Origin of the sequence: Lysobacter sp. Hz25 (assembly GCF_046097045.1) — a bacterium.
GTDB lineage: Bacteria > Pseudomonadota > Gammaproteobacteria > Xanthomonadales > Xanthomonadaceae > Lysobacter > Lysobacter antibioticus_B.
In genome coordinates, this window is sequence record NZ_CP175666.1 from 283133 (window position 1) to 300097 (window position 16965).

3 protein-coding genes are annotated in these 16965 nt (G+C 69.9%); all 3 read right to left on the reverse strand.

Translation table 11 applies throughout. The features are described 5' to 3' along the window. Positions 1-18: 18 nt before the first annotated feature. Positions 19-13644, reverse strand: a complete 13626-nt coding sequence (locus ACKN61_RS01170; RefSeq protein WP_408951927.1) for an amino acid adenylation domain-containing protein — start codon at positions 13642-13644, stop codon at positions 19-21. A 658-nt stretch (positions 13645-14302) separates the two neighbouring features. After that, complete coding sequence (locus ACKN61_RS01175) at positions 14303-15304, reverse strand: sulfate ABC transporter substrate-binding protein (protein WP_408951928.1); 1002 nt, start codon at positions 15302-15304, stop codon at positions 14303-14305. Positions 15305-15381: 77 nt separating this feature from the next. Then, entirely contained in the window at positions 15382-16842 is a 1461-nt protein-coding gene (locus tag ACKN61_RS01180) for an OprO/OprP family phosphate-selective porin (protein WP_408951929.1), read from the reverse strand. Between the last annotated feature and the right edge of the window lie 123 nt (positions 16843-16965).

The window sequence follows — 16965 nt, forward strand, 5'->3', positions numbered from 1 at the left end:
CGCCGGAGCGCCTGGCGCTCAGCCCCAGTCGATGACGCCGCCGCGGCTGCGGCCCAGCAGGCCGTGGCCCCGGTCGATGGCGTGGACGATGGCGGCGACTTGTGCCGGCTGCCGGCTGACGAAGTAATGCCCGCCGTCGGCCAGGACGATGGCGTGGACCCGCTCCGAGCAGGCCCGCCAACGCCGGTACTTGCGGCGATGGCCGCGGGTCAGCGGGTCGTCCTCGCTGTTGATGTTGAACAGCGGGGCCTGGATCCGCGGTGGCGGCCGGCCTTTGAGGTGGGCCGCGGCCAGGCGGGCGTCCTGGCGGAAGCCGGCGCTGAGGCGTTGCAGTGCGTCCTCGTGCAGGCCCTCGGTCGACCCGCCCCAGGCCCGGATCAGTTCGCGCAGTTGCGCATCGCTGGTGGACTTCCAGGGATCGCGCCCGAGCAGCCATCGCGACAGCCTCGACAGCGGCAGCACCCCGCCGACGCAGACGAACTTCAGCGGCCGCCCGGCCGCTTCCAGGCGGCGGGCGATTTCCAGCGCCAGCACGCTGCCGACGCAGTGGCCGTACAGACCGATCTCGCGGTCGGTCTTCGCCAGCAGGCGCTCGACGCAGAGTGCGGCCAGCGCATCGAGGTCGCGCAGTCCGGCGCCGGCCTCGGCGTCGTCGCGGCCCGGCATCGCCACTGCATACACGCTGATGCGCGGGTCCAATGCGGCCAGGTGCTCGGCGAGCGGTTGGAACATCGTCGCCGAGGCGCCGGCATAGGGCACGCACAGCAGCGTCAGTTCGCTGCGGGCGCGGCTCGCCAACAACTGCGGCACCGGGTCGTAAGCCGCGGCCTGTCCGGCTTGCAGAGACTGCGCCAGCGCCGCGATCGTCGGCTGCGCATAGAAGGCCAGCAACGACAGCGACTGGCCGTCGAAGGCCTCGGCGACGCGCGCGACCAGGTTGATCGCCTTGAGCGAATGGCCGCCGAGCTCGAAGAAGTGATCGTGGCGGCCGACCCGGTCGAGTGTGAGCAGCTCGCACCAGATGCCGGCGAGCGTGGTCTCGACTTCGCCGCGCGGCGCTTCGTAGCGGCGGGTCGCGACCGCATCCAGGTCAGGCGCCGGCAAGGCCTTGCGGTCGAGCTTGCCGTTGGCGGTCAGCGGCCACTGCGGCAGGTGCACATAGGCCGCCGGCAGCATGTGCTCGGGCAAGCGCGCCTGCAGCCGCGCGCGCAGGGTTTCGGCCGGCAGCGACGGGCCGGTGTAATAGGCGATCAGGCGCTTCTCGGCGGGACCATCCACAGCAGGACCGGCCTCAACGAGAACGTCCTTGCCGGGGCTGCCCTCGCCGGGGCCGTCGTCGCGCGCGACGACCAGCGCCTGCTCGATGCCTGCGACTTGCTGCAAGGCCGTTTCGATCTCGCCCAGCTCGATGCGGAAGCCGCGGATCTTGACCTGATCGTCGTTGCGGCCGAGGTATTCGAGGCTGCCGTCGGGCAACCAGCGGCCGAGGTCGCCGGTTTTATACATGCGCGCGTGCGCCGCCTGCGGCCAGAACGGATCGTCGAGAAAGCGTTCCGCGGTCAGCGCCGGGCGATGCAGATAACCGCGCGCGACGCCGGCGCCGGCCACGTAGAGCTCGCCGATCGCGCCGATCGGCAGCGGTTGGCGCTGCGCGTCGAGCACGTAGACGCGCAGGTCGGCGAGGGCGCGCCCGATCGGGCTGGCGCCGCTGTGCTCGGCGTCGGCCGCGCTCAGAGCGCGGTAGGTCACGTGCACCGTGGTCTCGGTGATGCCGTACATGTTGACCAACTGGGTGCGTGCGTTGTCGGCGCGCCGGTACCAGGGGGCGAGCAGGTTCGTCTGCAGCGCTTCGCCGCCGAAGATCACCACCCGCAAGCGGTGCTGGCTGCGGCTCTGCGCGGCGATCAGGTGACGGAATGCGGTCGGGGTCTGGTTGAGCACGGTCACGCCTTCGCGGCACAACAATTCGTAGAACTCTTGCGGCGAACGGCTGGTCGGTCGCGACACCAGCAACAGCCGCCCGCCGTGCAGCAAGGCGCCCCACAGCTCCCAGACCGAGAAATCGAAGGCGAAGGAATGGAACAGCACGCCGACGTCGTCGGCGCCGAACCGGAACTGCGCCGCGGTCGCGGCGAACAAACGCGCGACCTGACGGTGTTCGACCATCACGCCCTTGGCCTGCCCGGTCGAACCCGAGGTGTAGATCACGTAGGCCAGATGTTGGGGCCCGAGTGCGGGCAACTGTGGGTCGTGCGTCGGCAGGTCGGCGAAGGCCTCGGTGTTCAGTTCGAGCAGCGGTACCGAGGTCGCGCCCAGCGTCTCGTGCATCTGCGACGGCGCCAGCACCGCCACCGGCGCGCTGTCGTCGAGCAGATAGCGCAGCCGTTCGGCCGGATAGGCCGGGTCCAAGGGCACATAGCCGGCACCGGCCTTGAGAATGCCGAGCACGCCGATCACCAACTCCGGCTCGCGCTCGGCGCACAGGCCGACGCGGTCGTCGGGCGCGATGCCGAGTGCGAGCAGACGGTGGGCGACCCGGTTGGCGCGGGCGTTGAGTTCGGCATAGGTCAGCGTGGCGCCTTCATAGCTCAGCGCGACCGCGTCCGGGCTGCGCGCGGCCTGCGCCTCGAAACGGCGATGCAGGCAGTCATCTTCAGCGGCGTCCATCTGCGGCGTGTTGAAGCCGACCAGGACTTGCTCGCGCTGTCGCGGCGGCAAGATTTCGAGACCGAGCACCGGCGTGTGCGGCGCGTGTTCGAGCGCGTCGACCAGGGATTCGAGCGACTGGCGCAGGCAGGCGCAAACGCGCGCGGCATCGATGCCGGCACGGGTGCGCACGCCGAGGGCGAAGCCCGTACCCAGGTCGTCGACCGCCACGGTCAGCGGATAGTGGGTGCGTTCGCCCGCGGCCGAGTCCAGGGCCTCGATGCCGGGCCAGGCGGCCTCGGCGGTCGGCGCGCTGTGGCGGTAGTTGAGCAGGCTGTTGAACAGCGGCCGCGGCGCGGCGACGCCGCTGCAGGCCTGCGCCAGCACCAGCGGCGCGTGTTCGTGCTCCAACAACGCGGCGAGGCTTGCGTGGGTGGCCTGCACCGCTGCACGGACGTCTGCGGTCAGCGCGACGCGCAAAGGCAGGGTGTTGATGAACATGCCCAGGGCGCGATCGGAGTGCGCGGCACCGTGCAAACGGCCGAACAACACGGTGCCGAACACCACGTCGTCGCGTCCGCTCAACCGTCCCAACACCTGCGCCCAAGCCAAGTGCAGCAGACTCGCCACGCCGACCCCGAGTTGCCGCGCCTGTGTGCGCAGGCGCTGATCGAGTTCGCTGTCTAGTTCCTCGTGGGCTTCGTCGTCGCCTGTGGCTGTGTCCTGCGTGCCGGGTTTGTCGTGGCTCTTGGCCGGCGATCCGTCGACGCCGAACGCTAAGGTCGGCTCGTCGACATCGCCGAGCAGGTCGCGGAAGAAGGCTGCGTGCGCGGCCTGGCCTTGGGCGAGGGTCGCCTGCACTACGTAGTCGCGGTACGGCACCGGCGCGGGCAGGCTCGCCATCTCGCCGTGCAAGAACGCCTGCATCTCGCGTTGCACCACCTCGAGTGCGGTGTGGTCCAGGGCCATGTGATGAAACTGCAGCGCACCGACCCAACTCCCGTCGGCGCCGTCGCGTGCGCAACTCAAACGCAGCAGCGGTGCGCGACGCACGTCGAGCCGACGCGTACGCGGATCGACTTGGGCTTGCAACTGCGCGGCGACAGCGCCGGCCCCCGGATCCAGGGCGATCTCCTCGATCGGCAGCTGCGCGCGTCGCCACACCACTTGCACCGGTTCGGCCAGACCCTCCCAGGCCATCGCGGTCCTGAGGATGTCGTGGCGGTCGATCACCGCCTGCAAAGCGTCGCGGAACGCGTCGAGGCGGGCGCGGCTGTCGAAGCGGAACAGCGCTTGCAGCAGGTAAGGGTCGCCGGCCTGGGCGGTGCGGTGGTGGTACAGCAGCCCCTCCTGCAAGGGCGCGAGCGGGTAGATGTCCTGGACGTTGCCGGCGCCGCCGGGCACCTCGGCGATCAAACGGTCTATCGCGGCCTGGCTCAGGTTCGCCAGCGGCAGCATCGACGGCGTGATCGCGGTGCAATCGGCGAGGATCGCGTACGTGGGCACCTCGGGCTGCGTGCGATGTTCGATTGCCGCGGTTTCCACCGAGGCCGCGAAGGCGGCCAGGGTCGGCTGAGCGAACAGCAGGCGCACGCGCGCGATCAGCCCGGCCTGGCGCATGCGTTCGATCAAGCGCACCGCCAACAGCGAGTGCCCGCCGAGCTCGAAGAAGTGATCGTGGCGGCCGACCCGCGGCAGGCTCAGCAATTCCTGCCACAGCGCCGCGACGGTTCGTTCGACCTCGCCGCGCGGCGCTGCGTAGTGTTCGGTCGCGGCCGCATCGAGCCCGGGCGCCGGCAAGGCGCGGCGGTCGAGCTTGCCGTTCGGCGTCAGCGGCCAGCGTTCGAGGACGACGAAGGCCGCCGGCAGCATGTGCTCGGGCAGGCGCAACGCGAGACGGCGCCGCAGCGCCGCGGTGTCGACGTTCGCAGCGACCAGATAAGCGACCAGGCGCGGCTGATCGTGCGGGCCATCGCGTGCGACGACGGTGTTGTGCGGGAAACCGGCCTCGGCCAGTGCGGCTTCGATCTCGCCGGGTTCGATGCGGAAGCCGCGCAGCTTGAGCTGGCGGTCGGCGCGGCCGAGGAATTCGAGCTGGCCGTCGCGCCGCCAGCGCGCCAGATCGCCGGAGCGGTACATGCGTTCGCCGGGCGCATCGGGGTCGGCGACGAAGCGCTCGGCGCTCAGGCCGGGGCGATCGAGGTATCCGCGCGCCAGCCCCGGGCCGCCGATGTAGAGCTCGCCGGGCACGCCGACCGGCACCGCACGCAGGCGCGCATCCAGCACATGCAGGCGGCTGCCGCGCACCGCGCGCCCGATCGGCAAGCGGTGCTGCGATGCCACGACGTCGCTCGCCAATGGCGCGGTCATGCTCGTGCAGATCGTGGTCTCGGTCGGGCCGTAGGCATTGATCAAGCCGCGGCCTTGCGCCCAGGCATGGGCCAGCGCGGGCGCACAGGCATCGCCGCCGACGATCAGGCGACGGCAGTCCGGCAGGTCGTCCGGGTGCAACAGCGACAACACCGCCGGTGGCAGCAGCGCATGGGTGATGCGATGCGCGCGCATCGTTGCGGTCAGGGCCGGGCCGGGCAGCAGGCGCTCGGACTCGGCCATCACCAGTGCGGCGCCGGACAACAGCGCCATGCAGAGCTCCCAGAACGCGGCATCGAAACTCAGCGAGGCGAACTGCAGCACGCGCGCATCGGCGCCGATGGCGAGCGGTTCGACACCGCTTTCGATCAGGTTGGCGATGCCGGCGTGAGCGACGACCACGCCCTTGGGCCGGCCGCTGGAGCCGGAGGTGTAGATGACATAGGCCGGGTGCTGCGCCCGCAGCGCGCTCACTCGTTCGCGATCGCTCGGGTTGTGCAGCGGGCTGTCGTCGATCGCGGCGAGGTTGGTCTCGTCGTCGAGGCCGAACCAGGCCGCGTCGGCCAGTGCCGGCAAGCGGGTGCGACCGGCGCGGTCGCCGATGCTCAGGCGCGGGCTGGCGTCGTCGAGCATGTAAGCGAGGCGATCGAGCGGATACTCCGGGTCCAGCGGCACGAAGGCGGCGCCGGCCTTGAGCACGCCGAGCACCGCGACGAGCGTGTGCGGCGAGCGCGGCAACACCAGCGCGACCCGGTCTTCCGGGCCGATGCCGCGGCCGATCAGGGTATGGGCGAGGCGATTGGCGCGGCGGTTGAGTTCGGCATAGCTCAGCACGCTGTCGCCGAACACCAGGGCCGGCGCGGTCGGCGTGAGGGCGACTTGGCGCTCGAAAGCCGCGCTTACGGTGATCGGCTCGACAGCCTCGTCGCCGCGGCCGCTTGCGAGCAGCCGCTGCCGTTCGTCTTCGCCGAGCAGGGCGATGCCGCCGATCGGTTGGCTCGGGTCGATCGCGATCGCCCGCAGCAGGCGTTGCAGTCGTTCGGCGATGTCGCGTGCCGTGGCGTCGTCGAACAGATCGGTGGCGTACTCGATGCTGCCGTCGAGTCCGTCGGGGCGGCCGTCGCGGTCGCGGCATTCGCTGAAGCCGAGGCTGAGCTCGAACTTGGCGATGTCGAGGTCGAAGGCCTGGGTGCGCAGGCTCAGGCCGGGCAATACCAGTTCGGCATCGGCGCCGATGCCGTTCTGCAGGCTCAGCATCACCTGGAACAAGGGGTGATGCGACAGCGAGCGCGCCGGGTTCAAGGCCTCGACCAGATGCTCGAACGGCAGGTCCTGGTGCTCGTAGGCAGCGAGGTCGACGCGGCGCACGCGGTCGAGCAACTCCTCGAAGCTCGGGTCGCCGGAGGTGTCGCTGCGCAGCACCAGGGTGTTGACGAACAGGCCGATCAAACCGTCGAGGGCCGGATCGACGCGGCCGGCGATCGGCGTGCCGATGGCGAAGTCGTCGCCGGCGCCGAGCCGGCTCAGGGTCGCGGCCAGGGCCGCATGCAGGGCCATGAACAAGGTGGCGTTGCGGCCTTGCGCCAGCGCGAGCAGGCGCGCGTGAGTGTCGGCGTCGACGGCGAACGACAGACGACGGCCACGATGGCTCGCCGCCGGCGGGTGCGGCCGGTCCTGCGGCAGCGCGATGCGCTCCGGCAGGCCGGCGAGGGCTTCGCGCCAGTAGCCGATTTGCCGGGCGATCGTGCTGTCCGGGCGGCGCTCGTCGCCGAGCCATTGCCGTTGCCAGAGGGTGTAGTCGGCGTACTGCACCGGCAGCGGTATCCACGCCGGCGGCTGGCCTCGCAACCGCGACGCGTAGGCGCTGGCGAGGTCGCGCGCCAGCGGCGCCAGCGAGGCGCCGTCGCCGGCGATGTGGTGCAGCAACAGCAGCAGGGCGTGCCGTTGCGGGCCGAGCCGGAACAACTGCGCGCGCAGCGGCAGCTCCCGGCTCAGGTCGAAGGCATGGGCGACCGCGGCATTGAGCGCCGCCGGCAAGTCGGACTCGTCGAGTTCGACTGTCGCCAGACGCAACTCGGCGCGATCGAGCACGCACTGCTGCGGCGTATCGGTCAGCGGGACGATGCTGCGCAGGCTTTCGTGACGGGCGATCAGATCGTTGAGGGCGCATTCGAGCGCGTCCGCATCGAGCTCGCCCTGCAGATGCAAGGCCAACGGAATGTTGTAAGTGGCGCTGGGGCCTTGCAACTGGTGCAGGAACCACAGGCGCTGCTGCGCGAACGACAGCGGCAAGGTCGCCGGCCGCTCCTGCCGTCGTAGCGGCGGGCGTGTACGTGCGCCGCTCGTGAGGCGCTGGGCCAGGGCCGCGACCGTCGGCGCCTCGAACAGACTGCGCAGCGCGACTTCGCTGCCGAGCTCGGCGCGGATCCGGCCGAGCAGACGCGTGGCCAGCAGGGAATGCCCGCCGAGGGCGAAGAAGTCGTCGTCGATGCCGACCCGTTGCACACCGAGGACTTCGGCGAACAGTGTGCACAGAGTCTGCTCGACCAAGTTGCGCGGGCCGCGGCCGCCGGCCGCAGCGGCATCGGCATCGGGCGACGGCAGGGCGGCGCGGTCGAGCTTGCCGTTCGCGGTCAAGGGCAGGCGATCGAGCACCACGAAGGCGACCGGCAGCATGTACTCGGGCAGTTGCGTGGCGAGTGCGCGGCGCAGGCGTTCGAGTCGGTCGCGTTCGAACCGTTCACGGTCGCCGACCAGATAGGCGACCAGCCGCTTCTGCCCCGGGCGGTCTTCGCGGGCGACGACGAGGTTGTGCGGCCAACCGGCGCGAGCGAGCGCAGCCTCGATCTCGCCGAGTTCGATACGGAAGCCGCGGATCTTCACCTGTTGGTCGATGCGGCGGACGAACTCGATGCGGCCGTCGCGCCAGCGCACGCGGTCGCCGGAGCGATACATGCGCTGGCCGGTCGCGAAGGGATTGGCGACGAAACGCTCGGCGCTCAAGGCGGGGCGCTGCAGATAACCACGGGCCAGGCCCGCACCGGCGATGTACAGCTCGCCCGGCACGCCGGCCGGCACCGGTTGCAGCGCCTCGTCGAGCACGTAGGCCTGCATGTTGTCGAGGGGTGTGCCGATCGGGACGTTGTGGATGTGTTCGTCCAAGGCCGCGATCGCGCCGCTCACAGCGAAGGTGGTGGTCTCGGTGGGGCCATAGCAATGCACCAGGCGCAGATGCGGGTGTCGTGCCTGCAGCCGCCGCACGGTATCGACCGACAGCACTTCGCCGCCGGTCCAGATCTGGGCCAGGCCGGCGAACAAGTCCGGCGCGGACTCGGCGAATTCGTGGAACAGGCCGGTGGTCAGCCACAAGGTCGACAGACGATGGCGGGCGATGACGCGGCGGAAATCGAGCGCATCGAGCGCTGCGGCCGGCGCGACCACGATGCGCCCGCCGTTGAGCAGCGGCACCCACAGCTCGTAGGTCGAGGCGTCGAAGGCGTGGGTCGAATGCAGCAGCACGGTCTCGTGGCCGCTGGCGAAGCGGCGGTCGCGGGCGAACTCGACCACGTCGCGCTGACGCACGGCCACGCCCTTCGGCACCCCGGTCGAGCCGGAGGTGTACATGACGTAGGCGAGTTGCTCGGGATGGATGGCCGGCTTGCGCGTGCGCGGCTCGGTGGACGCGTCGAAATCGAAGCGGTCCAGACGCAGCAGATTCGGATGGGTCAAGCTGCGTGCATCGATGCCGGCATCGGCGATCAAGACGGCGGCTTCGGTCTCGGCCAGCAATTGGCCCAGGCGCTCGTCGGGGTGCTGCTCGTGCAGCGGCAGGTAATAGGCGCCGGTCTTGAGCACGGCCAGCACCGCCACGACCAGATCGGGCGAACGCTGCAGCAGCAGGGCGACGCCGCGTTCGGCGCCGGCGCCGCGACGGCGCAGTGCGTGGGCGAGCGCTTCGGCGCGGCGGTCGAGTTCGGCGTAGCTCCACTCGACGCCGTCGCCGATCACGGCGATGGCGTGCGGGGTCGACGCGACCTGGCGCTCGAACGCGGCCGCGACCGATTCGAGTTCGACGGTGTGTGCGGTGTCGTTGCACTCGCGCAGCAGGCGCCGGCGCTCATCGGCGTCGAGCAACTCGACCGCGCCGATCAGCCGGCGGTCGTCTTCGGCGACGGCGATCAGCATGCGCTGCAGCCGCAGCGCGATCGCCTCGGCGGTGGCCGGGTCGAACAGGTCGCTGGCGTATTCGAGCGCGCCGTCGAGGCCGCCGGCCTGGCCGGCGTCGTCGTAGCGTTCGCTGAAGGCGAAGCTCAGATCGAACTTGGCCACATCGAGAGCGAACTCGGCCGCGCGGGCGTGCAGGCCGGGCAGGTGCAGCTCGGCCTGCTCGGTGTTCTGCAACACCAACAGCACCTGGAACAGCGGATGGTGGCTCAGGGAGCGCTCGGGTTTCAGCGTGTCGACCAATTGCTCGAACGGCAGGTCCTGATGTTCGAATGCGGCCAGGTCGGTGGCGCGTACCCGCGCCAGCAGCTCGCTGAAACGCGGGTTGCCGCTCGTGTCGGTGCGCAGCACCAGGGTATTGAGGAACAGCCCGACCAGTTCGTGCAGGGCGTCGTCCTGGCGGCCGGCGACCGGCGTGCCGATGGCGAGGTCGGTGCCGGCGCCGAGCCGGGTCAGGGTCGCGGCCAGCGCGGCCTGCAGGACCATGAACAAGGTCGCATGGTGGCGTCGCGCGACGGCACGCAGGCGCGCATGGGTATCGGCGTCGAGGGCGAAGCCGCACTGGCCGCCGCGATAGCTCGCGCGCGGCGGGCGCGGGCGGTCGCTCGGCAGTTCGATCTGTTCGGGCAGGCCGGCCAGGGTGTCGCGCCAATAGGCGACTTGCGTCGCGATCAGGCTGTCGGGATCGGCGTCATCGCCCAACAGTTGCTGTTGCCAGAGGGTGTAGTCGGCGTATTGCACCGGCAGGGGCGCGCGGATAGGCGCGTTGCCGTCGAGACGCGCGGCGTAGGCTTCGGCCAGATCGCGCGCGAGCGGCGCCAGCGAGGCGCCGTCGCCGGCGATGTGATGCAGCAAGAGCAGCAGCGCGTGTTGTTGCGGGCCGAGCCGGACCAGGGTCGCGCGCAGCGGGATCTCGTGGCGCAGGTCGAAGGCGTAGGCGGCGGCCGCGGACAGCGCGTCGGCTAGGCCGGCTTCGTCGCTGTCGAGGGTCTCCAGCGCCGGTGCCGCATGTTCGAGTACTTGTTGGCTCGGCACCTCGCCGACCGGGAATACGGTGCGCAGGCTTTCGTGGCGCTGGCACAGGTCGGCGAGCGCGGCGCGCAGCGCGTCCACGTTCAACTCACCGTCCAGGCGTAAGGCCAGCGGCATGTTGTAGGTCGCGCTGGGGCCTTCGAACTGGTGCAGGAACCACAGCCGGCGTTGCGCGAACGACAGCGGCAAAGTCTGCGGCCGCGGCATCGGCCGCAGCGCCAGGCGCCGGTGCTGGCTCGGATCGAGCGCGCCGGCGAGACCGGCGACGGTCGGGTGCTCGAACAGGCTGCGGATCGACAGCTCGACGTCGAGTTCGGCGCGGATGCGGCTGATCAAGCGGATCGCCCGCAGCGAATGGCCGCCGAGGACGAAGAAGCTGTCGTCGATGCCGAGCTGGGCGGCGTGCTCGTCCGACAGGCCGAGCACCTCGGCGAACAGCGCGCACAGGGTTTGTTCGCGCGGAGTACGCGGGGCGCGCTGGCTGGCCGGGACGAAGTCCGGCGCCGGCAGCGCTTTGCGATCGAGCTTGCCGTTGGGCAACTGCGGCAGGGCATTGAGGACGACGATCGCGGCCGGGACCATGTACTCGGGCAGGCGCGCGGCCAGGGTCTCGCGCAGCGCGTCGCGGTCGATCTCGTTCTGTTTCGTGGTATCGGCGACCACATAGGCGACGATCTGCTTCTGCCCCGGCCGGTCCTCGCGCACGATCGCGCTGTTGCGCGGATAACCGGCGCGGGCGAGCTCGGCTTCGATCTCGCCGAGTTCGATGCGGAAGCCGCGCAGCTTGACCTGGTGATCGACGCGACCGCGGTGGACGATGACCCCGTCCTCGCGCCAGCTGGCCAAGTCGCCGGAGCGGTACATGCGTTCGCCGGCGACGAACGGGTCGGCGACGAAACGCTCGGCGCTGAGCGCGGCGCGGCGCAGGTAACCGCGCGCCAGCCCGGGGCCGGCGATATACAGCTCGCCGGTGACCCCGGCCGGCACCGGCCGCAGCGCGTTGTCGAGCACGTACAAGCGCGTGTTCCAGATCGGCCCGCCGATCGGGATCGGCCCGTCTTCGACATCGCGGCAGGGCCAGGCGGTGACGCCGATCGAGACCTCGGTCGGGCCGTAGGAATGATGCAGCGGCCGGCCGATGTGCGCGGCGACGCGGCGATGCAGATCGGCCGACAGCGCTTCGCCGCCGCAGACGATGCGGCGCAGGCTGGTGCAGGCGGCCGCGCCCGGCTCCTGCACGAACATCTCCAGCATCGAGGCGACGAAGTGCACGGTGGTGACCTGTTCGCGCTGGATCAGGTCAGCGAGATAAGCCGGGTCGCGATGGCCGTCGGGGCGCGCGACCACCAGGCGGGCGCCGTGCAGCAGCGGCCAGAACAGCTCCCACACCGACACGTCGAAGCTGGTCGGGGTCTTCTGCAGCACCGCGTCGTCGGCCTGCAGTCCGTACTCGCCCTGCATCCAGGCCAGGCGGTTGACGATGCCGCGGTGCGGAATCACCGCGCCCTTCGGCGTGCCGGTCGAACCGGAGGTGTAGATCACGTAGGCCGGGTGATCGAGCTGCAGCGGACGCGTGCGATCGGTGTCGGTCGGCGACGTATCCGCACAGCCGGCCCATTCTGCAACGAGCCCTGCATCGTCGAGCAGCCACAAACCCTCGTGGGCGGGCAAGCGTTCGACGACATCCCCGCGCGTCAGGATCCGCACCGGCGCCGCGTCGGCGATCATGTAGGCGAGGCGGTCGCTCGGGTAATCGGTGTCGAGCGGCAGGTAAGCCGCGCCGCTCTTGAGCACCGCGCACAGGGCGACGACCAACTCCAGCGAACGCGGCAAGGCCACGCCGACCAGGTCTTCCGGGCCGATGCCGTCGGCGATCAGGCGGTGGGCGAGGCGGTTGGCGCGCGCGTCGAGTCCGGCGTAACTCAAGCGCTCGCCCTCGAACACGACGGCGACCGCCTCGGGCGTGCGCACGGCTTGTGCGGCGAGCAGTTCAGCGAGGGTTTGTGCCGGCACCGCGTGCTCGGTCGCATTCCAGTCGCGCAGCACCTGCGTCGACTCGGCGGCGTCGAGCAGCTCGATGCGCCCAACCGGCTGCTGCGCATCGGCGACGAAGGCCTCCAGCAGACGTTGATAACGCCCGCCCAGGCGCCGCACCTCGTCACGCGTGAACAGATCGGGGCGGTAGCTCAGCTTGAGTTGATACGGCTGGCCTGGAATCAGCGCCAGGCCCACCGGGTAGTGCGAGGTGTCGCCGCCGTGGTGGCTGTGCAGGGCGATGCGCAATGCATCGGGCGCGTCGTCGTCGCCGTCGCCGACCGGGAAGTTCTCGAACACCACCAGGGTGTCGAACAGCTCGCCGTGACCGGCCAGGCGCTGGATCTCGGTCAGGCCGAGGTGTTGGTGATCGAGCAGCGCCGATTGCTCGCGCTGCAGACGCAGCAGCAGGTCGCGCACCGATTCGTCCGGCCGCCATTGCAAGCGCAGCGGCAAGGTGTTGATGAACAAGCCGACCATCTGCTCGACCCCGGCCAGCTCCGGCGGACGGCCCGACACGGTGGTGCCGAAGGCGACGTCGCGACGATGCGTAAGCCGACCGAGCAACAGCCCCCAGGCGGCCTGCACGACGGTGTTGAGGGTCACGCCCAGGCCGCGGGTCAGTCGGGTCAACGACTGCACCAGCGCGTCGGGCAGGTCGATACGCAAGGTGTCGGGCACCGCCGCCGCGGTCGTGGCCGCTGCGATCCGGCTCGGTTCCTCGAAGCCGGCGAAGGCATCGCGCCAGGCGCTGCGCGCCGCGGCGGCGTCGCGCGAGGCCAGCCAGCGCATGTAGTCGCGGTAGGGCGTGACCCGCGGCAGTGCCTGCGCGTCGGCGCCGTTGCGGTACAACGCGAACAACTCCTGCAGCAGGATCGGCGAGGACCAGCCGTCGAGCAGGATGTGGTGGCTGGTGAACAACAGGTAATGCCGGGTCGCCGACTGGCGCACCAGCACGAAGCGCAGCAGCGGCGCACGGGTCAGTTCGAAGCGCTGCTGTTGATCGTCGGCGATCGCCTGCGCCAACGCCTTGGCGCGCTCGTCTGCAGGCAGATCGCCCAGATCGATCTCGCGCCACGGCAGCTCGACCTCGCGCTGGATGACCTGCACCGGCTCCTTGATCTTGTGGTGGACGAAGGCCGCGCGCAGGCTGGCATGGCGCCGCAACAGCGCCTGCGCCGCCGCTTGCAACGCTGCCGCATCGAGCGCGCCATCGAGCGCGAACACCATCTGCACGACATAGCTGTCCTGCACCTCGTGGTCGTAGAGGGCGTGGAACAGGAAGCCGTGCTGCAACGGCGACAGCGGCAGCAGGTCTTCGATCTGGGCGTTGCGCATGGAGCGGTTCCAGGATGAGAGCCCGCACAGCGCTCGGCATGCGCAGGGCGGCCGATGCGGCGATGGGCGAGCGATGAAGTCGCGTGCCGCGATCGGAGCGGCGAGCACCGAACCGCGGCAGGTATCGCAAGCCGCGATGCGGACGCCCCTGCTCGTCGCATGCGCAGCGTCGATGACGAAACGATGACGGCGCGACTTGCCATAACGCGACCGGCCGCACAGGCTCGTTGCGATGCGCCGCGAGTATGCAACGCGTCGTTGACGCGTCCATGTCCCTATCCGCGCGTAAACGGATAACTGTGATGGCCGCGGGACTCCATGCTTCGAATCCGACACGGAAGTGCCCGGCGCATCGCGTCGGCAGTCGCAGAAACGCTGCTTCAGAGCCGGCCACGCGAGGCTAGGGTCGGTCTCGCATTGGTACGCGATCGCTGCTCTCGTGATCGCGGACACGCGAACGATGCGTGCACTGCCGCAGTCTCGGATACAAGCGCGACGTCAGTCGACGAGCTGCCGCGCAGCCGGTCCAGTGCGTTCATGGATCGCACAAATGAAAGAGCCGCGGCACCGTTCGGTGTCGCGGCTCGTGCCGGCGTCGCGATGCGCGAGGCCGGCCGCCTGCCCTTTGCGAGGGCAAGCCATGTCCCGTCGGTACGGTTTACTTCGGCAGATAGATCTTGTCGAAGAAGCCGCCGTCGGAGAAATGCGCGGCCTGGGCTTTCTTCCAACCGCCGAACGCGCCGTCGATGGTGACCTGCTTGACCGCAGGGAACTTGGCGAGCTCGGCGACCGGCACCTTGTCCGGCTCGGCCGGGCGGTAGCCGTGCTTGGCGGCCAGGCGTTGGCCTTCGGGGGTGTACAGGAAGCGCAGATAGGCTTCGGCCTGCTTGCGGGTGCCGTGCTTGTCGACGTTCTTGTCGACCCAGGCCACCGGCGGTTCGGCCTTGATGCTCAGGCTCGGCACGACGATCTCGTACTTGCCGCGGTTGGCCGGCTGCTCCAACGTCAACAAGGCCTCGTTCTCCCAGGCCAGCAATACGTCGCCGATGCCGCGATCGACGAAGGTCGTGGTCGAGCCGCGCGCACCGGTGTCGAGCACGGGTACGTTCTTGAACAACTGGGTGAGGTAGTCGACGACTTTGTCGCCATCGCGATATTTGGTCGAGGCCCAGGCCCAGGCGGCCAGGTAATTCCAGCGCGCACCGCCGGAGGTCTTCGGGTTCGGGGTGATCACGCCGAGGCCGGCCTGGGTCAGGTCGCCCCAGTCCTTGATGCGCTTCGGGTTGCCCTTGCGCACCAGGAACACGATGGTCGAGGTGTAAGGCGAGCTCTGGTGCGGCAGACGCGTCTGCCAGTTGGCCGGCAACTGCTTGGCGTTGGCGATGGTGTCGATGTCGCCGGCCAGCGCCAGGGTCACCACGTCGGCTTCGAGGCCATCGACGACCGAGCGCGCCTGCTTGCCCGAGCCGCCGTGCGAGGCGCGCAGGTTGAGGGTCTCGCCGGTCTGCTGTTTCCATTGCGCGGCGAAGACCTGGTTGACCTCGGCGTAGAACTCGCGGGTGGGGTCGTAGGACACGTTGAGCAATTCGACGTCTTTGGCCGATGCGCAGGCGGTGGAGAGGGCCAGGCCGAGCAACATCAGGCGGAGGGTGGTTTTCATCGGTAAGTCCTGTGCGTGGGGCGAACTGGGGCTGACTGGGTGTGGGAGTTCGAAAGCGGGATCCTGCGGCGCCAGCGTCAGAAGGCGAGTTGGGCGCGGGTGAAGAAGGCCTTTTCGTCTTCGCGATCGCGGCCGGCGGCGGCCCCGCCGTCGAATTCGGTCTGGGTGTAGTTGGCGACCAGCTTGAGGTTGCCGGTCAGGTACCAATTCAGGCCCAGGCCCCACGAACGTGCCGCGGCGGCGACGGCGTTGCGATCGGCGAAGCGCGGGAAAGCGGCGTCGTCGATCTCCAGGCGCCCGTAGCGTGCGACCAGTTCGAACGCGCCCCAGCCTGCACCACCGACCGTAAACGGATGGTTAGGCCGGGCCACGCCCTTGTAGCCGGCGTCCTCGCCGGTCAGCACGTAGCCGGTGGTGACTTGCCAGGCGCGATGGTCGAGTTCGTCGGCGAACGCACCGATGCGCACTTCCTGACTCGAACTGACGTACTCGCCGAGCACGCTGAAGGCGTTGCGGTAGTACCAGGCCTGCGGCGACCAACGCGTGTGCGCGCCGTCGGCCAGCGCGGTGCCGCGGTAGTTGAAGAACTGCGTCTGCCCCGGGGTGCGGTAGCGCGGCAGGAAGTTATTGCCGCTGCCCTGCTTGTCGCCGCGGCTGCCGGACAGGCCGAAGCCCAGGCCGGAGAGTGCGTTGCTGTCGTTCTTCCACGGCTCGAAGAACAGGCGTCCGGCGAGTTCGAAGTCGTTGTCGGGGTTCACCGTCGGGCTGTCGCGGCCGTCGACCGCGCCGTTGTAGACGCCGAGCGCGTACGACACCGTCGACTGCGCGAACTCGCCTTGCAACTGCACGCCGAGGTCGCGGTTGGGCGTGAGTTCCGAGGCCAGGCCGAGTTCGATCAATGCGGTCGAACCGCTGGACTGCAGGCGCTCCAGCCCGACCGGGCTCTTGAACTTGCCGATGCGCACGGTCGCGCGCGGGTCGAACTTCAGATCCAGGTAAGCATCGGCGATGGTCGCGCTGTCGCCGGCGAACTCCGGGGTCAGGCGGAAGCCGACCAGCGAACCCCAACTGCCTTCGATGGTCGGCATGATCCGGCGGAACAGAAACGTGTCGTTCTGCGGCACCGTGTCGTCGCCGATGAAGAAGCGGCCATCGGCCTGGACCAGCGCCTTGAATTTCAGTTCGACGTCGCCCGGCGGCGGCGATTTCACCGCCAGCCCCTTGCTCGCGCTGAGCGTCACCGTCGGCGTGCTCGCGGCCTTGGCCGCGCTTTCCTCGGCTTGCAGTTCCAGGCGGCGTTCGATGACCCGCAGGCGTTGATCGAGATCGCTCAGGTTGCCGCTGTCGGCGGCGGCGCCGGCGACGGCCTCGCCGCCGCCCAGGCGTCGTTCGATCTCGCGCAGACGCTGGGCCAGCTCTTCGACCGTGGGCGGAGCGGTTTGCGCCTGGGCCGGCAAGGCGAGCGCACACGCCAGCGCGCCCCACAGCCAAGGGGTCGCGGTAGGCGTTGCGTTCGCAAGTCGAACCCGGGTTTGCATGTAGTGCTCCTTCAGCGGTGTTAGGACAGTCGGCGGGCCCATCGATCGGGCCGATAGCGGGTGGGTGGAGGTCGAGCGGCCGCGGCGACGGCGGCGGGGATGGATTACCGGCGTCGACAGCGC